The 23,282-nt window shown below is 49.4% G+C and carries 19 protein-coding genes; 3 read left to right on the top strand and 16 right to left on the bottom strand.

Going from position 1 to position 23,282, the window contains the following annotated elements:
* Nucleotides 1-45: 45 nt before the first annotated feature.
* From EL268_RS07670 to EL268_RS07630, 9 genes are all read right to left on the bottom strand, one after another.
* Nucleotides 46-741, bottom strand: a complete 696-nt coding sequence (locus EL268_RS07670) for an iron-dependent peroxidase (RefSeq protein ID WP_106655606.1) — start codon at nt 739-741, stop codon at nt 46-48.
* Nucleotides 732-2,009: a normocyte-binding protein gene (locus EL268_RS07665; RefSeq protein ID WP_106655605.1), complete on the bottom strand. Its 1,278-nt coding sequence runs from the start codon at nt 2,007-2,009 to the stop codon at nt 732-734. Before EL268_RS07665 ends, EL268_RS07670 begins: the two co-directional genes overlap by 10 nt.
* A complete protein-coding gene (locus EL268_RS07660; RefSeq protein WP_106655604.1) occupies nt 2,006-3,910 on the bottom strand; it encodes a PP2C family protein-serine/threonine phosphatase in 1,905 nt (634 codons plus the stop codon). Before EL268_RS07660 ends, EL268_RS07665 begins: the two co-directional genes overlap by 4 nt.
* Nucleotides 3,911-3,930: 20 nt before the next feature.
* Nucleotides 3,931-4,770, bottom strand: a complete 840-nt coding sequence (locus EL268_RS07655; protein ID WP_106655603.1) for a PP2C family protein-serine/threonine phosphatase — start codon at nt 4,768-4,770, stop codon at nt 3,931-3,933.
* Between the two features lie 5 nt (nt 4,771-4,775).
* The gene (locus tag EL268_RS07650; RefSeq protein WP_017252081.1) at nt 4,776-5,306 is read right to left on the bottom strand and encodes an FHA domain-containing protein; all 531 of its coding nucleotides are present in this window, start codon (nt 5,304-5,306) and stop codon (nt 4,776-4,778) included.
* Nucleotides 5,307-5,377: 71 nt separating this feature from the next.
* Nucleotides 5,378-5,932 carry an FHA domain-containing protein gene (locus EL268_RS07645; protein WP_106655602.1) on the bottom strand — a complete coding sequence of 185 codons (555 nt, stop codon included), beginning with the start codon at nt 5,930-5,932 and terminating at the stop codon, nt 5,378-5,380.
* Nucleotides 5,933-6,121: 189 nt separating this feature from the next.
* Entirely contained in the window at nt 6,122-6,574 is a 453-nt protein-coding gene (locus EL268_RS07640; RefSeq protein WP_106655601.1) for a J domain-containing protein, read from the bottom strand.
* A gap of 102 nt (nt 6,575-6,676) precedes the next feature.
* Nucleotides 6,677-7,102 carry a hypothetical protein gene (locus EL268_RS07635; RefSeq protein ID WP_007728098.1) on the bottom strand — a complete coding sequence of 142 codons (426 nt, stop codon included), beginning with the start codon at nt 7,100-7,102 and terminating at the stop codon, nt 6,677-6,679.
* Between the two features lie 150 nt (nt 7,103-7,252).
* A complete protein-coding gene (locus EL268_RS07630) occupies nt 7,253-9,421 on the bottom strand; it encodes a transcriptional regulator (protein ID WP_106655617.1) in 2,169 nt (722 codons plus the stop codon).
* Between the two features lie 550 nt (nt 9,422-9,971).
* Between EL268_RS07630 and EL268_RS07625 the strand changes: the two genes are divergently transcribed.
* On the top strand, nt 9,972-12,011 hold the full coding sequence (locus tag EL268_RS07625) for a VWA domain-containing protein (RefSeq protein ID WP_106655600.1): 2,040 nt from the start codon (nt 9,972-9,974) through the stop codon (nt 12,009-12,011).
* On the opposite strand, the gene EL268_RS07620 is transcribed toward EL268_RS07625, so the two are convergent.
* Nucleotides 11,992-12,918, bottom strand: coding sequence for a serine/threonine protein kinase (locus EL268_RS07620; RefSeq protein ID WP_106655599.1), 927 nt, complete (start codon nt 12,916-12,918; stop codon nt 11,992-11,994). The genes EL268_RS07625 and EL268_RS07620 overlap by 20 nt on opposite strands.
* Before the next feature lie 98 nt (nt 12,919-13,016).
* On the opposite strand from EL268_RS07620, the gene EL268_RS07615 reads away from it, so the two are divergent.
* Nucleotides 13,017-13,388, top strand: coding sequence for a VOC family protein (locus EL268_RS07615; protein ID WP_047071449.1), 372 nt, complete (start codon nt 13,017-13,019; stop codon nt 13,386-13,388).
* Between the two features lie 99 nt (nt 13,389-13,487).
* Here EL268_RS07615 and EL268_RS07610 read toward each other — a convergent pair whose 3' ends face one another.
* Complete coding sequence (locus EL268_RS07610; RefSeq protein ID WP_106655598.1) at nt 13,488-14,708, bottom strand: MDR family MFS transporter; 1,221 nt, start codon at nt 14,706-14,708, stop codon at nt 13,488-13,490.
* 136 nt (nt 14,709-14,844) lie between these two features.
* Between EL268_RS07610 and EL268_RS07605 the strand changes: the two genes are divergently transcribed.
* Nucleotides 14,845-16,710: an SgrR family transcriptional regulator gene (locus EL268_RS07605; RefSeq protein ID WP_106655597.1), complete on the top strand. Its 1,866-nt coding sequence runs from the start codon at nt 14,845-14,847 to the stop codon at nt 16,708-16,710.
* Nucleotides 16,711-17,229: 519 nt separating this feature from the next.
* Here the strand turns inward: EL268_RS07605 and nagA are convergent.
* The 5 genes from nagA to EL268_RS07575 all read right to left on the bottom strand — a co-directional run bounded on the left by nagA (nt 17,230) and on the right by EL268_RS07575 (nt 23,055).
* The gene (gene nagA / locus EL268_RS07595) at nt 17,230-18,399 is read right to left on the bottom strand and encodes an N-acetylglucosamine-6-phosphate deacetylase (RefSeq protein ID WP_106655596.1); all 1,170 of its coding nucleotides are present in this window, start codon (nt 18,397-18,399) and stop codon (nt 17,230-17,232) included.
* Nucleotides 18,400-18,444: 45 nt separating this feature from the next.
* Nucleotides 18,445-19,524, bottom strand: a complete 1,080-nt coding sequence (locus tag EL268_RS07590) for an NAD(P)H-dependent flavin oxidoreductase (protein ID WP_106655595.1) — start codon at nt 19,522-19,524, stop codon at nt 18,445-18,447.
* A 202-nt stretch (nt 19,525-19,726) separates the two neighbouring features.
* Complete coding sequence (locus EL268_RS07585) at nt 19,727-20,761, bottom strand: VOC family protein (RefSeq protein WP_106655594.1); 1,035 nt, start codon at nt 20,759-20,761, stop codon at nt 19,727-19,729.
* A gap of 204 nt (nt 20,762-20,965) precedes the next feature.
* Nucleotides 20,966-21,997: a FecCD family ABC transporter permease gene (locus tag EL268_RS07580; protein WP_106655616.1), complete on the bottom strand. Its 1,032-nt coding sequence runs from the start codon at nt 21,995-21,997 to the stop codon at nt 20,966-20,968.
* Between the two features lie 2 nt (nt 21,998-21,999).
* Nucleotides 22,000-23,055, bottom strand: coding sequence for a FecCD family ABC transporter permease (locus EL268_RS07575; protein WP_056493650.1), 1,056 nt, complete (start codon nt 23,053-23,055; stop codon nt 22,000-22,002).
* Nucleotides 23,056-23,282: the final 227 nt, after the last annotated feature.

Below are 23,282 nucleotides of genomic sequence, written 5' to 3'. Positions count from 1 at the left end.
CTCCTCTCTCCCGACCTTTTGTTGGGGTCAATCGGTCAAAAACCTCTAGTACAGTGCCACACTGTCGATTTGCATCGTTTCCTCGACATCCAAAATGCCGAAATGGTTTCGCCAATAAATCTCTGTATGGAACCGAACCGGCAGAAAAATATCCTTGATTAAAGCGAGCTTGGCATGTGCGGTTTCACTCTCCGACTGCCCGACGTAAATCAGCAGCTCATCTTTTTCTTCGCAATTGGCGTAAATGGTAGAGTGAGAGAAAATTTTGCGCATCGTATCCTTGAGCAGGTACACCGCTTCACCGGTCTCATACAAGCGCAAAATATTGCCTGCGATAATCTCTCGTTCCTCTTTGGTAAAAAGGCGGATATTTTCCTGTACCCGACTGCCGAACAGCCCCGCTTCCAAGTCGCGCAATACAAAGCGGATGTGGTACTCACGCTTGTTCATCCCTTGGGTCAGATCGATCTCGGCCAGCAAATGGATGATGATATCAAACAAGGTATGCCGAAGCTCTGCATCGTCCGTGTAATTGGCATCAAAAAGGTCACGGAAAATATCGTCGAAGCGGTAGTACGGATTCACCTCTACCGTTTTGTCCACCGTTTTGGCGTTGATGGCCTCATGACTCAGCTCCATGTAGGGCGAATACACTTTGGCCGCTTTGAACTGGATGTCTTTTTTGGCGATCCCGGCGCGTTTTGCACGAATAACCAAATCCCAGATGTAATTCAAGCCCATTCTCCTTCACACTTGTATTCCGGAAAATACATCTGAACCTCGGAGACGAGGAAGCTCATCATGTCTTGGAGAAGAAAGCTGTTCGCCCCGCGTCTCCGAAAGCCGAGAGCCATGATCTTCTTGTCATTTTCTACACGGACATTATCGCTAATGAACGGATTCAAGCCGTATGTGGCGGAAGGACGATTGTTCTTGTCCCGGATCTCAACATTCACTAGCTCCAGCTGCTCGGCTGCCTCAAAGGAATGGACGATTCGGATAATCTCTCCTTTGGCTCGTACGGTCATCGCCTGCTTTCGGGCATAGCTCCCGATGAAGCTGTTTTTGCGACGATTGGACACTAATTCGTAGTCCAGTCTTCCGATGCGGGTCGTGACAGGCTGCGTAATTTTGCATACGTTCCAAACTCCCGACTTCTCCTGAGGCGAGACGATCGTCAGCTCTTCCGGTGACCGCTTGATGTAGCGAATCAGCTCCTCATCTCCATCCACCAAATACCCGTGCTCACTGCCCGTCTTGCGTAACGACAGAACATGCTCGAAGTTCACCCGGTCAATGGCAGGTACGGGAAAGCCGATGTTTTTTAAAGCCAAACGCTCGATGTTCCATAGCGGAATGACGTCCAGCTTTTTGTAAGGCTCCCATTCATCGAGCGTAATCGACATCTCCAGTATCTCTTCGTCTTCTGTAAACGTGCCCTCACAGGCAACCAGAATGACATCGAAAAACTTGCTGGCGTAAGGGTGATTCACCGTTTTCCACGGCATCCCGTTCTTTTGAAACATGTTGTACAGCTTTTCCAGCTCATCCATATACACACGACTTTGTTGGAGGCGCACCTCGATTGGATAGTGATTGCCTGCCGTTTTCAGACGACCCTTGAAGGTTCGCTTGCTCATCATCAGCGCCTGTATCTTGTCGTACTCACACTCTAAAAAGATCGTCATCATAACCGCTTCTTCCTGGTTGCTGAGCTTGACCGCCAACTCTTTGCGATCACATATCTTCTTTTCCTCATCGCCAGGGATCATCGGATACAAATACTCGTGGATCGGGTCAAAGTCATCGCGATGGCAGAGGGTCACGTAGATGTCATGCTTATCTTCCTTGTCCTCGATCTCGGTAAAAACACGCTCCTCCAGCTTCTTCTGCATCTCCTCCTGATACTCGACCAGGTTGAGGAAGACACCGTTCATGATCTGCTTGAGCAACCTGCGTTGCTCAAGCTCCTCCATTTTGTTCAAACGATCCAGTACGATCTCTTTCATGGCGTTTTCGCTGCCTCCTCCTGTGTCGGATTGGCTGTAGCTGGTGGATTAGCTTGCGGTGGCTGAACTGGCTGAGTCGCCGGAGCTGTCGCGGCTGGTGGAACTGCTTGATTGGTCGGCGCTGCTTGGGACGCCGGAACTGGCTGGTACGGTGGAGCCACCGGATTGACTGGGACTGTCTGGTTAACCGGGGCCGTTTGGTTCACCGGAGCCGTTTGATTTACCGGGGCCGTCTGATTTACAGGAGCCGTCTGATTAACCGGGGCCGTTTGATTCACCTGAACTGGCGGTGGTTGACTCGCAGCGCTCGTCCCTTGCACAGGTGGCTGTCCTGCTGGCGTACCTGCCGAAGGTGGAGCAGCAGGAGGATTCAGCTTCTCCTCTGCCTTTGTCACCTTGCGCTCCATCGCCAAAACTTTCTCCAGCACACCAATCTCCTGATAAATTTCCTGCGCCATCGTATACGATTGGATCGCTCCCTCGAAGTCTTGGGCCGCATAGCTCTCGTCGCCTTGCTTCTCCAGCTTGTCGCCGTCGAGTGTCTTCTTTTCCTTATCGATACCGGTCTTTTTGGAAGCCACCTCGTCCAGCTTGGTGCGAAGCTCCTTTTCTCCTGTTACAAAGGACGTTTCCAACGCCAGCTTGCGAGCCTTTTGGTAATAGGCTTCTGCACCGGCGTAATCCTGCGCCTCAAACAAGAGATCGCCTTCCTTTTTCCACTGCATGACGAGCACATACGATTGCGTCTTTTCTTTCTTTTCCAAAATCTCCGGTTCGTTAAAATCATCGCGCCCTTTCATTTCCTTGAGCGCCTTGTCGTACTTATCCAATGCTTTGGCGTACTGCTCATCCTTTACCGCCGTATCACCATCCACGATCAACTGTGTAATGCGGATCTTTTTGGCCAAGAGAGCCGCCTGAACTTTGTTTTTCACGATATTTGCCGCATTTCGGGCATCGCTGTACGCTTTGAGTGCCTTCGGATAATCGCCCTCCGCAATGAAAGCGTCTCCGGCTGTTTCATGCTCGAACATCCCTGTCGCAGCATCCGCGATGCGCTCCGCTTCCTTCATCTTGTACAGCAGAGCTCCTCCGCCAGCTAAGGCAAGCACGAGAAGGATGAGTGCCACCCGTTTGATAATCCGCCATTTTTTTTGCGGGTCTGTCTTGAAAATTTTGTTCGCAAAAATAGCGGCTGCCGTGTAGTTTTGAACGACATGCTCTTGCTTGCTCAAAAGCACGTCCTCCAGCGTATCGATCCAGGCTTCAGGATCTGTCGCCTCTTGAAGCCCGTCCTGCATTTCGGCCGGATTTACCTTCTCCCACAGTCCAGGGGTGGCAAGCAGAAAAACATCACCGTCATAGAGCGGGAGCTTCTTGGAGACAAACGGACGAAATTCATTGGGTGTCCCCAAATAGCTCAAGAGATTATGCCGCTCCTCGTGCTGATCAAGCGCTTCCTCTGCGATTTCCTCCCCATCCACCATCTGTTGGGCAAGGCTCTGATCCTTGCTCTGCCATTGCAGTCGGCCATTGCGAAACTGATACAGCCTGGTGTTACCAGCGACCCCGTATCTTACTCTGGCATAGTCCGTTACGATTACGGTCAAGCTCGCTTTTAGTCTGACGCGATGGCTCTCGGCTTGCAGGACACGATGGGCCTCCTGCAAATAGCGGCGTATGCGATAACGCGACATGGACGGCTTCTGCAAAAAGTAGCCCAGAACGCTTTTGGCCGCCAACTCCGCACTTTCTACTTCCTGATCGTTGTCCAATCCGCGGGCGATTACCCAGCACGCGATATCATCCAGCTCGGCGAAGGCAAAGTAATCCTTGTTGCGAACGAAGCTGCCTGATTCGGATAGAAACCCGGTAATGAATTCACTGTTGTCCTTTCTCATTCGTACTACCCGCTCCCCCGTTACCAGCCTTTTTCCAGGATGAGAATGGTTGCGTTGTCCTGATTGGCTTTTTGCTTGCTTTCCACCGCTTCAATGATTTGGTCAGCCGCGTCATGGGCAGCGATTTTTTGGAACAAGATCTGCTCCAGCTCCATCTCGGTTAACGTATCGTAGACGCCGTCACTGCACAGAATGACCTTGTCTCCCTTCTCAAGCGGAAACGGCTCACGGCCAATTTCGATATTCTGAAAGTTTTCATAGCCCAAGTAGTTGATCAGCTGTTTTTTCTGCGGATGCTCCAATGCCTCGTCCTTCGTAATCTCGCCGGATAGAAAACGAGCCTCCAGCACCGACTCATAAATGTCTTTTTGATTGATCGGGATGAATTCTCCATTCCGGAAAACCGTAATGATACTGTCTCCAACGGCTCCCCAATACAGCTTGTCCTCTACGATTACACCAGCGACCAGCGTGGTCCCACCCCGACTTCCTCTCAGCGCCTGCAAAATCTCCGAATTCGCAAGAGAAGCAGCCCGGGAAAAGAAGAGGGACATATGCTTCGGGTTGTCCAACTTTGTAAACTCGCGGATAAATGTCGTCACGGCAAGCGTTGAAGAAAGTCTGCCGTTAGCCAGTCCACTGATTCCATCAGCCAAGACCGCAATCGTCCCATGAGACGATGTTGCTGTCGAAAAGTAATCATCCTGTTCTTCTCGTCTGCCGATCGTCTGTCCATTTCCAATCTGGATGACGGGATTCATTTCTTGCCGGATCAAAGCTGCACGCAGACGAAATAAAAGAGCAATGGCAATGATCACGCCAAGGACGACCAGATACGGGATTGCGCCCTGTTGAAACATGCTCATCATTCCTTGCCTTTGTTGGAGTTGTCCCACTCGAAGTGAACACCGCACAGCGGGATGAAAATAAAAGTACTCTTTCCGAGCTGGAGCACATCGTACGCAGTGAGCTCGACTGGTGTGTACACTGCTTCATTGTTATGATAGGCAAGCCCCGACGCATCGCCCGGGAGCAAGTAAAAGTTGCGTTTTTTCGGATCGTAGACAATCACCGCATGATTGCGGCGAGAGATCGTGTTGTCTCCGACGATTCGGATATGCATATCCTCTGCGCGACCGATGAAGTTCTTCTCTGCCATAATGCGGTAATCTTGACCTTGTTGCGGCCCCTCAATACATACCAGCCATCCGGTAACAGGCTCAATTCCTTCTGTTTCCCCCAGGTACGGCATCGTTTTATCGTCGTCTGCCACTCTCGCAGGTGCTTTGTTGTCCGGTTTTGCCCCAGGCTCAACGACCATACTGCAATAAGGGCAGGTGCTTCCGTGTTTTCTGGTGCTAAACATGTGACCATTCGCGCATCTTGTCAAACTCATTCTTCTGCTCCCCCGTTTCGTTCCGTACAAGGACGATATGTATGTGTGTAAAAGCGATGTTTACCCCGTTGTTATTTCAGCAACAAGCGGGTATTGGCTATGTAAATGATGTCGCCAGCCTTCACTTTATGCGGCTGTTCGATCTCCAGCTTGCTCTTGTCGCGTTTGTTCGGCTGCTTGATGCCTGTGCCGTTTTTGGAATGAATATCCTCGATGAACCAGTCCCCAGAGGCTTGATTCAGAACCGCATGCTGCTTGCTAATCAAGGCAGCGTATTCCGCATCCGCCAAGTCGATGTCGACCTCGTTTTGCGCGGAGCTTTTGCCGATCAAAAGGGATGTCTCCCCCTGGATCAACCACTCCTTCACACTCTCTCCCTCTTCATCTAATAGAACCAGTTTGGTGATGCCATCCTCTTTCTTTGGCTCCGGTTCGTCGGGGCTTCCGAATTTGACGATAATGACCCCGAACAAAAAGAGTCCGCAGGCAATTCCTGTAAAAATTTTCAGAGCGTTGCTGTCCGTATAACCAAAGACATAAATGAGTGCACTAATCACAAGAATGGAAATCAGCAGCTCTATGAGCTTCACTCTGATGGACTTTTCGTACCCTTTTTTCTTCGCCACATCTTAACCCCCAATCAACTACCTATGTATGCTCGTGATCAAAATACGAATTTTTGAACTTCCTTTTAAGAAAAATGCTCCGAGCTTTGGGCGAATGGTGTATGTATGGACATCCATCCAAAGACAGGAGCAGGTTGCTACTACCTCTATGTCATGAAAGAGCTGTCATCCAAGCCCGATTTTTCCCTCTTATTTTTTCTTCATGCGGAAAAACTGCTCAAACATATCCGTCGTATCCAGTGGATTTTTCTTTTCGGATTTCATGGTGTTTGGATTAATCTCGCCTGTCTTCGGATGAAAACCAAAAAATCGTTCAAAGGTGCTCCCCAAATCCTCGAAGTTCACACCCGTTGCAGACTGTGCTTGCTGTTTGCTTTGTCCTTGCTTTGTACTGCTTGTATGGCTAGTCTGTTGTTGCTTCTTCTGCTGAAAAGCTTCGTAACGCGCGTCGTACGCCTCGCGCAAGGCCGGGTCCTGCAATGTCTGATAGGCCTCGGTAATTTCTTTAAAAATTCGCTCTGACTCACTGCTCCCGGCATTGACATCCGGATGATGCTGCTTTGCCAGTTGACGGTATGCTTTTTTGATGTCATTCGTGGAAGCCTGTTTGGTTAGCCCCAGAATCTCGTAATAATTTTTCATGCGCGCACCCTCTGTCTGGCAATGATTTTCGTTATTTTGTAGAGCCGTACCTCGAACACGGCTTTCGAGATACGGCTCTTCCTACCTTACTTCTCTCAAAACCTAAACAGCGTAGCCGCCTTCGATTTTGGTGAGTTCGGTTTTGTCTTTCTTTTGCTTGATGAAGATGCTGAATGTTCCTACACCCTCGGTATCACCGAAGCTCTCGTTGTAATCCACTACGAATGCGTTCGGGAAGTAGATTTTGCGGATCACTTGATCAGCAGCGATTACTTCCAATGTTACTTTGCGGTAGCAATCCGCTTTTTCTGCTGGTACCAAAGACCAGAGAGCCAGCTTCATGGTGTCATCCGCACTGTCACCATCTGTTGCAGTGATGATTTTGCCAGTCAGTTTCAGTGTTGCACCCACATCTGTGGAGCGCGCGTTGGAATCGTCTGGCGTGTCAGTGTCGTACTTTACTGTCTGAATGTTGTCCATGCCCAGCTCAATTGTTTCAGAACCTTCTACTTTGAGTCGAAAACCCATGGAAAAAACCTCCTTGAAATGAAATCTTGCTCTCGAAATGCCTGATTGGCTTCGAGGCTTATGTGTAAGGGTGCGTTTTGGGAAACACACCTCTAACCACCTGCGTAATGTGTCAAAAAGTTTCATAAACAGCTCTCCAGGGGATCAATGCTATGCTTTGACCGGAGTCGTTCCTTTGGTGATGGTGACCTCCAGGTTCTTCACATTGCCGTTGAACACCAGATCGATATGGCACAGATTACTCTTATCATCGATGATGTAGCTCATGTCATCACCATCGTGAATGATGGAGTTCACGAAGCCGCGTGTGCCCAGCCATTTGCTTTTTTGGCTGCTCGGATTGTTACTGAAGAACTTCACGATGTTGTCGTGTTTGAAATCACCCGTCTGGAAGCGGAGAATCCGCTCGATATAGGTGCTGACCAATGTTTTGTAGATGGAATCAAAGCCGTCCTCTGCCATAGCGAGGCTGCGTGCCTTGTACACCGTAATGCGTTTGATATCTTTGCCTTGGATTTGTGCATTTTCCGAAGAGAAGACGAATCCAAAGTTTTTGCGGTTGATGGAATCTTTGATGTTGTTCGTGAAGCCAGAGATTTCTTTGGCCATTGTGGTGACAGCGCGCAGTCCATTTTCACCTGCTTCGATGTCAAAGCGCACACCCGGATATTCGCGGCTAACCACTTTGAATGTTTCGCGCAAGTATTCTGGACACTGGTACGCTGCCACGACACCAGCAGCTACATAGCTGGCACCGACATAAACACCCTCGATCCACAGCTTCAGGATGTCTTCTTTTTCCTGGGACAGCTTGACGCCGTCTTCGGTTTGCAGCATTCTGCTGTCGATGACAACTCCTGATTTGTCTTTTGGAATAATCGTGAAGTTCGGAATGCACGGGATCGCGAATTCACTGAATTCTTTGCGCACCAAGATTCCGCACTTGTCGATGTATTTATCAATACCCGCAGTCGCCATGCTGTTGAAGGTCGTTTCTTCACCTGTACTGAAGCTGAAGAACACTTGTACCTTGAAGTCCTTGACGACCTGGAGCAGCATGGTGAGCGATTCCATCGTATTGCCGTCTTGCTTGACGACTTTTTCGTTCCCGCGGAAACGCTCGCGAGTCACTTTTGCTTTTCCAGCGGAATCCATATCAACAGATGGAACGATTCCGAACCAGATCGTATCCGTGAAGTCGTTTTTCGCGTTGACCGTGTTCAGGTACGTCTCCAGACGTGGAATGTTGCTGCTTTTCACGAGCATGTCGAGCTTCGTATTCGTGATCAGCATTGCTGGCTGCATGCCTTTGTTCTTGGTCACGTACTGATCGAAGAACATCTTCACGCCCAAAATTTTCTCGACCAAAGGCTTCACCGTTTTTACGAAGTCGTCCTTGGCGTTTTTGTAAAACTCGAGATACGTATTGTAATTTTGTACTTCTGTCTCAATGTTGACTTCGGTATGTACCGTCGGCAGTGGGCAGAAGGTGCGCACCACGAGATCTTTTACGTAGGAGGATGGCGTCTCAGTGATCGACTCGTAATCCTCTTCGAAAACGTTCATCAGTCCGTTTCCGCTGTTTTCATCGAGAACCATCAGCTCGCGGCTGTCACTCTTCGGTGCCTCGATGATCTTCAGTTCTCCGTCTTCCCCAATCGTCAGCATCCCGATCTGAATCGCTTCGGATTGGTTCTCCTCTTGTGCACCGCCCAAGAGCAGTCGTGTTTTGATATCTTCAATCGCCAGTGGCAGCATCGCCATAACGTTGTTGTAGTTTTTGCTGGCATCCTCGAACATCGTGTTCAGCTTGTCACCGAGATCGAGCTTCTTCGGATCGCCATCATCAAGCTTTTCGTAATGACCGTACAAGTAGTGAATCTCTTTGCGCACCTGACGGATGTCATCCATCACTTTTTTCGGGGAAATCATATCGAGCAAATTCTCGAATTTGAAATCCACGTTGGTGATCCCTTGACTGCGCTTCGTATCAATCAGGGTAAACAGCATTTTCAAGAAGTCGTTGCTCTGATCGATCTTGATCTCGGAAATCGCATCCTCTGCAATTCCGTCAGGCTTTTTCAAGGTGTACATCACTTTTTGGTTCGCTGCATTGTAGAACGAATACACGCTCGGGGAGAACTTGTCCAAAAACTCATCGAAGCTGCGCACGAGGAGATGCTCGTTGATCTCCTTGATCTTGTCGTCGCTGAGACTGTCGATGCCTTTTACATCTCCAACAATAGTGATCAGGTCCAATTTTTCCGGGTTGATCTCTTCGAACAGCATGGTTCGGTTGGTCTGGTTAATAATGTCCATAAATGGCCCCTTTCTGTTGTCTGCATAACCACTTAGTCCTACTGGATAGATGATGAGTCCTACTTCACGAAATGAAATGCAAAACATGACATTTATACCAAAAACAAACAAAAAATCTTGCCTCTAAATTAAACTTTGCCCGCATTATTTGTCAACATTCCGCGGATTATGACAATTTTCCTATACCCCTGTGACCATTCTCAGTATTTAGACCCATTTTATTCCACAAATCTTCCTTTTCTTGGATTCCCGTTTTATGCTGAAGACACAGAGTCTCCTTTCCTAGGTCTTCAAAAAAATAGGGATAAGCCTCGCCTTGTCCACTCTCCTACTAGGAAAGAAGCACAACGACTGATAGATAATTCTCCCTAGTTGCCGCTGGGGAGCACTATGCATTCACCTCATATTTACAAAAATGGGTGTTATTAACTTTTATATACATCGGCAATATGAAACCGATCTTTTATACGAACAAACATTTATAGGTAAATCGTCCCATTTTAGTAAGTCATGAACTTTTTAAAATTTTTTTCAGAAAAAAGGTGAATGTATGTACAAAAATCGTCAGTCAACCCTCTCTCTGCCTCCACTTTTTCGAATGGTGGTCATCGGACTGCTCCTCCCCATGCTCTTCTTGTCCGCCCCTCTTACTGCGGGGGCAAATGGAACAGCAGATGCGGGAGTAGACGCGGTCTTTGTCATTGATACGAGTAATTCCATGAACAAAACGGACCCTGGCAAAACAGCCGCAGAGGTCATGAGTATGTTCATTGATATGAGCGAAGCCACGCGTACCCGCATTGGCTTTGTCGCCTATAATGATCGGATTGTACAAGCTCAGTCTCCAGCGAGCATGGCCGAAGCAAGAAATCGGGAACAGCTCAAGCGAACCATTCAAGGGTTGCGTTACTCTGGGTATTCGGATTTGGGACTCGGTTTGCGCAGAGGGGCAGAGATGATTGAAAAAGCAAAGGACCCAGCTCGGAAGCCATTTTTGATCCTTCTGTCAGACGGGGGAACAGATTTGCGGCAAAATGCGAGTGGCAGGAGTGTGGCAGGATCCAACAAGGACGTGGAGACAGCTATCTCGAAAGCAAAAGCGCAAGGCTATCCGATCTATACGATTGGCCTCAATAGCGATGGCTCCGTCCAGAAGGAACAGCTGAAAAAAATCGCAGAGGCAACAGGCGGAACTTCCTTTGTCACACAAAGCACGGATGATCTGCCCGAAATCTTCAATCAGATTTTTGCCAAGCATATTCAATCGCAGCTCGTGTCGGTGGCGGCCATGACAGCTACCGGGGGCTTGCAGGAAGTGACCGTGACCATTCCTAACTCCAGCATGCAGGAAGCGAACATCATCCTGTTGTCCAACAATCCGCTGCTGGAATCGCAAGTGTACTATCAATCGCAGAATGTTCATTTTATGAAATCGAAAAAATACTCGCTGATGAAAATTGAAAAGCCGAAGAAGGGGAACTATCTCGTCAAATTCAGAGGCAAACCCGGGGATTTGGTGAAAATCAATTTGCTGGGGAATTACAGCTTGATGGCTGGTGTAGAAGTCAAGCCTGAGCCTGTAATCAAGGGGAATCCTGCTACGTTTAGTACCTATCTCCACCATCTGGAGGGTGGCAAACGACTGGATGACAAGGATGTGTACGCATCCATGCAAGCAGAACTGATCGTAAACGATCTCGCAGGGAAAAAAGAAGAAAAGATCCCGATGAAGAACCTTGGTGATAGCTTTACCGTCGACTACGTCTTCCCTCACTCGGGCAAGTACGAGTGGAAAATCTTCATGAATGGCCCGGACTTTTATCGCGAGACGGCTTCGAGCGTTTTTGACATGACGAATATCGCGCCAGTTGCTGCCTCGGTCAATACCTTGACGATCGAAAAGGAAAACGGCGAGCAGTCTATCGATTTGGGTTCGTTCTTCACAGACGCCAATAACGACAAGCTAACCTATACCATCGTCACCGCTGATCCGGATGAACGATTTGTCGCTACGATTCAAGACGCGGCTCTGAAGCTGTCACCAGAGAAAAGTGGTACATCAGAAATCACCATCACCGCCACAGATGCGGAAGGAGCAAGCGTCACAGGCCCGCTCGTCATTACTGTGCACTCAGTATGGGATCGCTACATCACCATCGGCATCATTGTGTTGCTCGTAGCAGCGATCGGCTACGGTGTTTACCTGCTGACACGTCCCAAGCCTGCCTTTGTGGGTCGCCTAGAGGGATATTTCCTCCACACAGCAAGCGGCAACGACATCCCTGTCAAGTTTTGGCCTCTCGCCTCCTTTGGCAAGAAACAGCGGATCACGTTGCAGGAGCTGTTCACCAGTTTGGATGTGAATGAGCATTTGCCCGAAGCGCAGAAGATTTACTTCCAGCCAGGAAAAAATCAAACGCTGCTCCTGGTCAATCATAGTCACTGCACAGTTGAACGGGGCAAGGAAGCCATGCCCCGACATAAAAAGCTCGTTCTCCAATACAACGACAAGGTGTATGTGACCTTCGAGGATCGGATGACCGAGATCGAAATTCGCTTTAAGAAATCGTCTAGTGAGGAAGCTTCCTAAGAAAGAAGCGCTCCTTTCCCTTCCAAATCAGATGCTCTGCACGAATCGCTGTCGCAAACAGCTTGAGTGTGGGGCATCTTTTTTTCGAGTCGACGGCCAATCCCCACATAATGACATTCGCCAGCAGCAGCGGAACATCAGGGTTGATCGTTCGAAGCGACGGCAAGTTATCCTCAATGACTCTTGCCGCCACATCAACGGGACGCTCTTTGGTCAGACAGTAATACAGCGTGGCAGCCAGGCTGTAAATATCCGAGACTACTCCTTGCTTGGATTGACCCGAGTAAAACTCAAGCGGTGAATATCCTTCTGTCGTCACGATCGGTTTAGGTTCATCACTCACGAAATAAATCGCGGAGCCAAAATCGATCAGCACAGGCATGCCAGCTTTGGTGACCAAGATGTTTTTGGGCTTGATATCGCGATGAATGATGCCTTTTTTGTGCAAATAGTCTAATCCGTCAAATACCGGAAGTACCGTCTGATGCAAAAATGCTCCCAGATCAAGCTCGGCTTGGGCTAATACATATTCATCCAGCGTCTTCCCTTTGCAATAGTCCACGACGAGATAACCTGTGCCATTTTCGGCAAAATGGTCGATGTATCCGATGATATTTGGATGATTCAGTTCTTTGTGGAGGGACGCCTCTTGCCAAAAGCTGTCTAGCAGCATGTCGAATTTGGTTTTTAACGATGGTCTGCGACAAATGACCTTCACTTGATCCAAATCTCGCATAGCCAATGCTTGCGGGAAAAACTCTTTGAGAATGAGTGTCCGCTTGCTTTTCATATGGTAGACCACATACACATTCGACAGCTCACTTGTGGAAATGGTCTTTTTGATCCGATAAGCTTTTTGCAGGATCGTGCCTTTTTTCAGACCTCTTTCCCGTTCTACCTGTCTCATGTCATGGCCTCCCCTATCTTTCCTCTCAAAAAATGATAACGAAAGATGGGGGATTCTGGCAATATAAAGAAAAAGTATGGAGAGGGGAATGATTGATCATGGCACATTTGGAATCGTTGCTTCACGTACAAGTTCCCGTGAAAAATTTGGAAGAGGCCATTGTCTGGTACTGCAATCACCTTGGCTTTTCCTTACAGGCGCGGTATCGTACTTCCGCTTTTCTTGCCCTGTCTGCGGGACCCACCTTGATGATATGGGAAACGGATGAGCAGACGTCCACAACCTTTACCGTTGATCATCAACCCATGCCTGTCTTTTTGTACACCACTTCCGATGTGCATTCACTCCATGATTATTTGCAGGCCCATGAAGTCTCGATTACCCACTACCAAAACGATGGCTTCGGATGGGTGCTCAAATTTTTTGACCCGAGCGGAAACATGTGGGGAGTTATTCAGAAGAACAACTAGTCAGTTGGATATGGCAAAAATAAAAAGAAGCATGCGTCAACAGCGTGCTTCTTTTCGTACTTACTTCCTTTTCCTAAAAAACAAGAGATCGCACCCTATTCAAATCATAACTTGTGAAGATTTTTCACAGCTTTTTCTTTGATGTTGCCGCTGCTCCCATAAATACTGGCCGCGTTGATAGAACGGAAGCGCGATAAAGGTCAACAGCATGAGGATCGCGAAGATGAGCGGCCCTTGTCCAAAACCGAGTACCTGGAGCAACACCCCGCCGATCCACGCGCAAACACTCTGTCCAAGGAAGGCAAAACCGCTGGCACCGTAATACGCTCCACGTAAATGCTGGGGAGCGATCTCCCCGATCAGGATATCTCCGACGACAAAGCACAAGATTTCACCGATCGTAAACACCACCATCGACACGGAGAGCCAAAACAAATTCGTAAAAAGCCCAAAACCGAACAGCCCCAGCCCAAACAATAGACAGCCCAGCTTCAACGCGGTCATCGATGAGTACCGCTTCATAAACTTGGCGAGCGGATATTGAAGCGCTAAAACCGAGATGGTATTCACTACAAATAAAAAGGAATAGGCCTCTATTCGATCATGCCCAATGTACTGGGAGAGTGTGGTGTCCAGATGCGAGTAGGCACCAGCAACGAACAAATTCCCGAGCAACAAGTAAAGAAATATTTTGTCTGTAAAAACAATGCGTGCCATCTGATTCATGGTGACCGGATCAGCAGCCACGTCCTTCTTCAGCTGTTCCTTGAACATGACCATAAATACCACCAATACGGCAGCGTACACGGCAAAAATGATAGCTGTGACAACGAACGGCAACAAGGATGTGCTCCCTGCACCCAGCTGCAAACCGATTAACGGACCAATTGCTCCACCCAGGTTGATCGCGAAATACCTGGCGTTGAAAACAGCTGCCCGCTGATCATCCGACGTGACATCCGCCAGCAGGGCACGGGCTGTCGGCTCAAATACGTTTCGAAAAAGGCCGTTACAGGCACTTAAAACAAAGAACATCCACGTCTCCGTAGCAAAAACGTATCCGATCAAAACGATGCTCCAAGCTCCCATCGCAGTGATCATCACTGGATATCTGCCCAATCGGTCTGACAATGCTCCCCCAGCAAAGCTGCTAATCGTTCCGACCAGCAAGCTGAGTGCGAGGATCGAGCCAACGATTGCCGGATCAATTCCTTTTACCTTTCCTAAATAAATGCCCAAAAACGGAAGCGTCATAAAAAAGCCTGTGCGTGACAAAAATGTTCCGATAATGACACCCCATGCCACCGGATGAAATCTCATGCTCCCCAACTCTCTTTCCCATTCCCGTTTGTTATCTCTCGTGTTATCTTCAGTATATGGAACTAGAAAAAAGGGAAAAAGGGTTCGATTTGGTTGAATCCGATCACCTTTTCGAGCATGCATTTTTATCAGAGAAATGGGGGCCAGCAAGGTTACCGTTCTGCATTTTTTAGAGCTTCGTTCGTTTTTTCATCTAGAAGAAATCGGGAAACCGTTCCCTGTCACCATCGAAAAGCTGGCTGGGATTTGGCACTGTACGCCTCGCTACGCCAAGCTGATTGTCCGTAAGCTAGTCGAGCTGGATTGGGTCGAATGGAAGGCGGGACGCGGGCGAGGAAATGTCTCGGTCATGACGCTTCATACTGATTCCGATGAGATCCTCCTCGCCGAGGTCAAGCTGCAAATAGACAAAGGCGACGTCAAAGAAGCGATGGAGCTCATGAATCGCTACGGCAAAGCAGCCGTCAAAGACCAGATCATGGATTGGCTCTCGGAAGGAATGGGCTTCTTACGCCACTCGGTATCGAACCGTTCCCAAGATATCATGCGCTTTCCGGTGTACCGCACGATTGTGACGCTCGACCCTGGTCTGGTTTATTACCACTTCGATGCACATCTGGCGGGACAAATTTTCAATACGCTCGTCCATTATGATCTGAATAGTCGTTCGATTTTACCTTCCATCGCCCACTCATGGGAAAGCAGTCCAGATGCCACAGCATGGACCTTTTATTTGAAAAAGAACGTGCTGTTTCATCACGGACGGGAATTGACTGCTCATGATGTTGTTTTTTCCCTGAATCGGCTTCGCTTGCATCCAGACACGTATGAAGCAAGCTGGATGTTTCGTGACATAGATCAGCTCATCGCGATTGATGACAGAACCGTACGCATCCTGCTGAAAGAACCGAATTACTTGCTGCTGAGGCTGTTGGCGACCATACCCGCAAGCATTGTTCCAGAAGAAATCGTTCGGCAGGATGAGAAAGGCTTTGGAGAAAAGCCAATTGGAACAGGACCCTTTCAACTGGTCCGCCTTAACGAGGGGATCTGTATTTTAGAGGCATTTCCTGCTCATTTTCTGGGGAGACCGCAGTTGGATCGTGTGGAAATTTTGATCTTCCCCGAGTTGGACATGGGTCGCCTAAAAGAACCAAACTGGGCGTCTGTGATGGTGTCGCACGGGGTCCAGACGAAAGCACAAGCATTGAAGGAAGCAGTCATTCAGGATGGTCAGGACTGGTGTGATACGGAGGCGTTTTTTTCCTGCTGTAATTTGCTTGTTTTTAATCAGTGGAAGAGTGGTCCGCACAATCATTTCAAGTTCCGTCAGGCGCTTGATAAGCTGATTGACCGGGATCAAATGATTGCCGATTTGGGCGGTGATCGCGTCTACCCGGCTAAAGGCTTCCGCACGTATCACCCTGTTTTAAGGGAGGTAAGAGCGAGAGAGAATGAGCAGCCCTGCCATGCTGAAATCATGTCCCTGCTACAGGAAAGCGAGTATCAGGGAGAAACATTGCGCCTCGTGACCACAGCCTACCATGAAGAAGATGCGCTATGGATTCAACAACGATGCGGCGATTATGGCATTAATCTGGAAGTCGATGTGAGAGAACCATGGGAATTTTCAAATCGCGATTGTTTGCCCGAACATGACTGCCAGCTGTACGGCAATGTGTTTAGCAGCGATCAGATTAGCGAGCTGGAGATGTATCTGCAAAGAAATTACTTTCTCCCCGCATTTGATGAATCGTTGGCTCAGGAGATCAACAAGGAGATTTGCTTGACGTTTCAGGAGCCAGACCGGCTTGCTCGGGAGCACCATCTCGCCAGGATCGAAGCCATGATCAAGGAAAACTATGCGGTCTTGTATCTGGTTCAGAAAAAGACCTTTACGTCGTTTCACAAATCTCTACGAGGCGTGTCGATCAATTCGTCGGGGTGGTTGGACTTTCATAAAATATGGCTTCAACGGGATGCGTTGCAGCAGCAGTTGTAAGAAGGAGCTGTGGAGAGGGAAGAAGTGCATTTCCAGTCTACGCTTCGGCCTCCGCCCCGCAAGGGGGAGAAGACTGTCCGCTCCGAAATGAATGGCGGGAGCGCTTCAAACGTAGACAGTTTCGAGGAAGTATCTCATAAGTGAAGCTGAAATTCCCCGCCATTCATTTCTACGCTGGGGAGGGCTCCAGAGGCGCTTGGACTGGAAATGCACTTCTTCCTACGCGGCTTTTTGTTCATAACATTTGAAAGGTCATCCAGGAAGGGGATCGATAAAGTTCTGAAAGGCTCTCTGAGTCAATCTTTGAAAGCGGGGTAAAACCCTGAAGTTAACAAAAGCTGTACGAAAGTCCTGACACATGTTTGGAAGGAGACCGCCCGAACGAAGTGAGGATATAGGCGACTGGAAAACATGTGGCAGGGCTTCTCCCCGACCACAATCCTCCGGGGACATCTTTCTTCTTTCATGCTAAAAAAGCAATCCAAGAGCGACCTTGGACTGCTTTTTTCTATTAAGAAACTATTTTGACTGGTGATAGACTTCTTTACCCGCAACGAACGTCATGGTCACGTCAAATTGTGTATTCAATACCGTAATATCCGCATCATACCCTGCCGCCAACCGTCCTTTTCGCTCGCCGAAGCCAAGGATGCTTGCTGGTGTCAGGGAAGCCATCTCCACTGCATCTGCCAAAGAAACACCGCTCAACGTCACCATATTGCCGATCGCCCGATTCAGCGTCAGGATGCTTCCGGCAAGGGTTCCATCTGCGAGCTTTGCCTGATTGTCGTGGACGTGAACCTCTTGTCCCCCAAGGTCGTACGTCCCTTCGCCCATCGCAGCTGCCCGCATGGAATCGCTGACGAGGGCGAGCCGTTCAGCCGTTTTGACCCGATACAAAATCTTCATGACTGCTGGATGCACATGGATGCCATCTGCGATCAGCTCTGTGCTCAACTGCTCATGATACATCGCGGCGCCCACTACGCCTGGCTCCCGATGATGCAGCCCTGTCATGGCATTGAAGCAATGAGTAAAATGGCGTACGCCCGCATCTACCGCTTCCGTCGCCTGGGCAAACGTAGCACCTGTATGTCCAGCAGACACGATGACATCCCGTTCTTTTAACCAAGCAATCGCTTCAAGTGCTTCCGGTTGTTCAGGCGCAATCGTCACGACCTTGATCAGACCTTCCGATAGCCCATAAAGCTTTTGCACTGCATCGAGCTTGGGTATCGCAATGTTTTCTTCTTTTTGCGCTCCCTTGTAACGAGGATTGATCCACGGGCCTTCCAGATGGATGCCGATCACTTGTGCCCCCGGAAGCCCTTCTCTGCTGTTATGCGCGATGGTAACCAGCACCTGCTCCAATTGATCATAAGGAGCCGTCATCGTCGTTGCCAAAAAAGACGTCACCCCATGTCGCGCAAGTGCTGTCGAGATGGCCTGAAGGGATTCCGGCGTCCCGTCCATCGTGTCGTAACCGTCAATCCCATGCATGTGCATATCGACGAATCCAGGGCAAATCCAGCCATCCTCTACTGTCACCACATGATCTGGCAAAGCTTTTCCATACTCATCAGCCTTGCCAGCATAGATGATCATTCCATTTCCCACGACTACGAGACCATTATGCAATTCCTGTCCATCTGCGACAAGTTTCCCCTTGAGAGCGTATTCCTGGTTCAATTTGATTTCCTCCGTCTTTCGCGTGGCTTTCTTTTCGCGTTTATTCTACTGGGGTTGCCCCAGATTGCTGCAAATTCTCGTCGTCTCCGCTGCCAGCTTTTCAACGAGCTCACTCGCGCTTATTTCCTGGCTGAGTGGAGCTGCCTGCCCCGCCCACATCGACATGTACGCACGTTGCTGCTGCTTGCCCGCTGCGGCTCGAATGTCTTTCGTCAAGGCATTTTGTACCGGATAGGTCGGGAGCTCGTGATCAAGCGGGGCGAGCGTTGTCATAAACTCATTTTGAATGCCCCTTGCCCATTTTCCAGAGAAAGCACGTGTCATTACGATGGACTCTTCGCTCGTCTCCAAAATGGCTTTCTTGTGCAGGGCATGTGCTCCGCTCTCCTTGCACGTCAGAAAAGCCGTTCCGAGCTGTGCCGCCTGTGCTCCGAGCGCGAGTGCTGCTGCGATCCCTCGCCCATCCATGATCCCTCCAGCCGCGATTACGGGAATCTTGACCCGATCCACGATTTGCGGGACGAGCGCCATTGTTCCAATCATATTGCTTGGTGAATCCGGCAAAAAGGAACCGCGGTGCCCGCCTGCCTCGCTGCCTTGGGCGGCAATCATATCGACTCCGCTCGTTTCCAAGGCAATCGCTTCGCGAACGGTTGTCGCTGTTCCGATGACAGTGATTCCCCGCTGCTTCAACTCTGCCATCAAGCGATGATCCAGAATACCAAAGGTAAAGCTGAAAACAGCGGGCTGTTCCTCCAAGACGACAGCCATCTGCTCAGAAAACGGCTCTGTAAATTGCGTCACCTGCGGATTGTGCGGGATGCCCAATCGATCTCTCACATCATTCATTGCTTGGGCAACGCCTTCTGCGATCGGCTGGTCGGCATCGAAATCTTCCGGAATAAACAGATTCACGCCAAACGGTTTGTCCGTTAACTTCCGAATGGACTTGATCGCCTCACGAATCTGCTCAGGAGACATATACGCCGCACCGAGCGTTCCGAGTCCCCCTGCTTCTGAGACAGCGGCTACCAAGGCTGGTATGGTCGCCCCCCCTGCCATTGGCGCCTGAATAATCGGCCATTTCAAATGTAAACGCGAAGTGATAGGATTGCTTGTCCACATGGTAAATCCACTCCTCAACTAATAATTGTTCAAAAAGTTGGCTTTTCAGCACCGAGAAAATGGCGAGAACCGAACGAAGGAGGAGCGGAGTGTAGGGAATCTACATGAGCACCGGACTTCGAAGGTGAACGCCATTTTCGATGTCGACCTAGCTACCATGACTTCCTTCGTGATCAAAAGACGACTTTTTGAACAACCTCTTTTATTGTTTACTAGTTGATTGGTCGTCGCTGCTAATCCATTCAAGAAACTGAGCCAACACCCGGGCGGTTAACCCCCAGATGACACGCCCGTCCACCTCGTAAAACAAATGCTCGACTGTCCCTTTTCGCCACGGATATCGCTTGCCACCCGGGATTAGATGATAAGGAAAATCCTCTTCGGGCTCGGTCATGACAGAGGAAAGATACTTCGCTGGCTGCGTTGCCAACAGACGATCGAGTGGAAGGATAAAGACCTCTCCGACCTCGTCTGGATTCGGCTTCATATCTAGAATTCCTTCCACGTATCCAATAAACGGCGTAATAATAGAAGAGCCTGGCCCAATCACCTGGTCGAGCTCGCCTACATAATGAATCCGATCAAGTGGAATACCCAGCTCCTCGCTTGTTTCCCGAGCAGCCGTCGCCCAACGGGATTCGTCGCTCTTCTCAGCTCGCCCTCCAGGAAAACAAACCTCATTCGCCTGTCGCCGCATGGTGCTGGCTCTTTTTTCAAATAAAATGCCTAGCTGGTCGTCAGCCATTTTGACGAGCGGGAGCAAGACACTGTAAGCGCCGCTCGTCTCTCGCTCACGTTCTTCCAATCTCTTGAAAATCTCCTTGATCGCAGGAGCAAAGGAATGCTCCCCTGATTCCTGTGGCAAGTACTCAGAGACCTCGATTAAATTTTGATCCGGATCACGCAAATACACCGAACGAATCGGCCCGATGGCCCCTGTTTTTTGAACAGGTCCTTCCACAAAATGGATGCCGCATGCATGAATATGCTGGATGACTTGCTCCAGTGGAAGCGATGTGACAAGACACAGATCAGCGGAGCCTGCCACTGGATGCATCGCTTTTGGCTCCCATTCTTGTCCGATTTGATGCAAATTGATTTTTTGCTGGCCGAAGTGCAGGGCCCTCCTGCCGTCGCCAAAGGTAACAGCCTTCATACCCAGGACTTTTTCGTAAAAGTGACAGGTTGCTTCGATGTCTTTTACCGTCAAAACCAAGTGGTCTAATCGATCGATCATATGCCTTTACTCCTTCTCGTCCCGATACATGCTCATGCTGCTATTATAGCAAACACAAGGCGGTTGCTTCTTCTCCCCATTGTCCTCCAACATTTCCCTCTTTTCAATTCCCAATTGCCTGATCTCCACTTCTGCCTATACAAAAACGAGCGTCTCCCTCGTACCTAGACGGGAAAACGCTCGCCATATCCACCATTTGCGAAACTATGCTTTTGAACGTGCCAGCAAGTACAAGAAATAAGGAGCACCGATAACGGCTACAACGATACCAGTCGGAATCTCTGACGGTTGCATGATCCAGCGTCCGATGGTATCAGCCACGATGACCAATAGCGCCCCCGTCAGGGCTGATGTAGGCAAAAGCATCTCATGCTTTGGCCCCACTAGTCTGCGGGCCAAATGCGGACCGATCAACCCGACAAAACCGATGCCTCCACTCACTGCCACGCAGGAAGCGGCAAGCCCGACTGCGGCAGCCAGCAGCTTCAATTGCTCTTTGGCAACGGGTGCACCCAAGCCTTTCGCCAATTCTTCCCCCAAATTGAGCACGTTCATGACACGTGCTTTGTAAAAAACATAGGGGAGTAAAATGGCGATCCAGGGCAAAAGCGAAAGAACGAACTTCCAGTTGGTCCCCCAGATACTACCGGCGAGCCAAGTCGCCACAAACTGGTACTTGTCCGGGCTCAGCTTCAGTGTCAAGACGATCATCGCGGCACTCATCCCAGCCGCCACGGCAATCCCCGTCAATATGATACGGGTCGGAGATAATCCCTTGTGCCTTTTATAAGACAATGCGAAGATCAGCGCTGCTGTCACGCTGGCTCCAAGCAACGCCAACACTGGCAGCAAAAAAACAGGTGCCGCAGACGTTGATGGATAAAACGAAATGAACAGCATCACCATCAAGCCAGCACCAGCGTTGATCCCTAAAATACCAGGTTCAGCCAGCGCATTGCGGGAAATTCCTTGAATAATACACCCGGATACGGCAAGTCCTGCCCCAATCAGGAGGGATATAACAATCCGCGGCAAGCGGAATTCGAACAAGATCAGGTTTTGTTTGTCTGTTCCAGAACCGATCAGTGTCATCAGCAGATCGCTTGGTGACAAACGTATGTAGCCTGTGTTCATACTGATGATAAACGCGATGAAAATGAGGATAGCGAGTATCGTCATAACCGCAAAGGCTCTATTTCTTTTGCGGGTTTGGTAATGGGAAACCATTTGCTGCATCATTACATCTCCCTTCTTTCTTTACGCGCCAAGTAAAGGAAGAACGGTACACCGATTAGCGCAATAAGTGCCCCTAACGGCGTCTCATACGGTGGATTTACCATTCTTGCGGCCAAATCGGCGAAAACGACGAGCAAGCTGCCCAAAATGGCTGAGCAAGGAATGATCCATCGGTAATCGACCCCAACCAAAAAGCGGGTCAAATGCGGAACGATCAATCCAACAAAGCCTACAGCCCCAACAACGGCGACTGCTGATCCAGCCAAAATCAGGACGATGATCATGCCTGCCAGTTTGACTAGCGCCGTGCGCTGCCCCAATCCTTTCGCAACATCTTCTCCAAGACTGAGCATCGTGATGGAACGCGACAGCATCATCGCCCCAATAAGAGCTGCGAGAATCCACGGAAACATGACTTCGAGCTGAAACCATTTGGTTCCCGCCACACCGCCCGCATACCAGAAGGCCAAATCTTGTCCAATTTTAAAGTAAAGAGCAATCCCTTCGCTTAACGCAGACAACAGTGCGGTCAATGCGGCACCCGCCAAAACGAGGCGCACCGGAGTCAATCCGCCTTTTGCCAAAGAACCAATCCCGTACACCATACCTGCCCCGACGCCAGCACCCAAAAAGCTGTAGAGAATCAGGTACATGAACGGCAGACCCGGGAAAAAAGCGAAGCAGAGAGCCAAAACAAATCCGGCACCTGCGTTCAAGCCAAGCAGTCCGGAATCTGCCAGTGGGTTGCGTGTCATCCCTTGCATGATGGCACCTGCAACAGCAAGGCTGGCCCCGACCATTGCACCGCCGAGCAGACGCGGCAAACGAATCTCCTGAATAATTTGGTGTTGCGTAATATCAGGATTAAATTGAAAAATAGCTTCCCATACGACAGCAAAGTGGATGTCGGCTGCTCCAAATGACACAGACAAAAACATCCCCAGTATTAATGCGAAAACCCCGCCAGTCAAAATGAGCGTCGCTGCCCAAGGGCGAGAGCGAAACGCAACTGGCTTTCCGTTATTCCCCTCTTTCAGGGAATGTGCGTGTTGACTCATACGTGCCACCTTTTTTTCGTTAGTATGGAGCTGAGTTGTTTTTGATGATATTGATTCTTATTATCATATATGAATTTTAGGCGATACATGAAATCAGTGTCAATGGACAATCGCGAAGTTGTCTTTGTACATTTACGCTAATACTTTTAGGGATCGTCGACCTTCTTTCCGTTGGCGATTACACCGTGATTCATCCATGGCATGAAATCCACCTGGTACGCCCGCTT

It is taken from the genome of Brevibacillus brevis (genome assembly GCF_900637055.1).
Lineage (GTDB): Bacteria > Bacillota > Bacilli > Brevibacillales > Brevibacillaceae > Brevibacillus > Brevibacillus brevis.
Note: the sequence above shows the minus strand (reverse complement) of the source record. Positions and strands in the feature narration are given on the sequence as shown.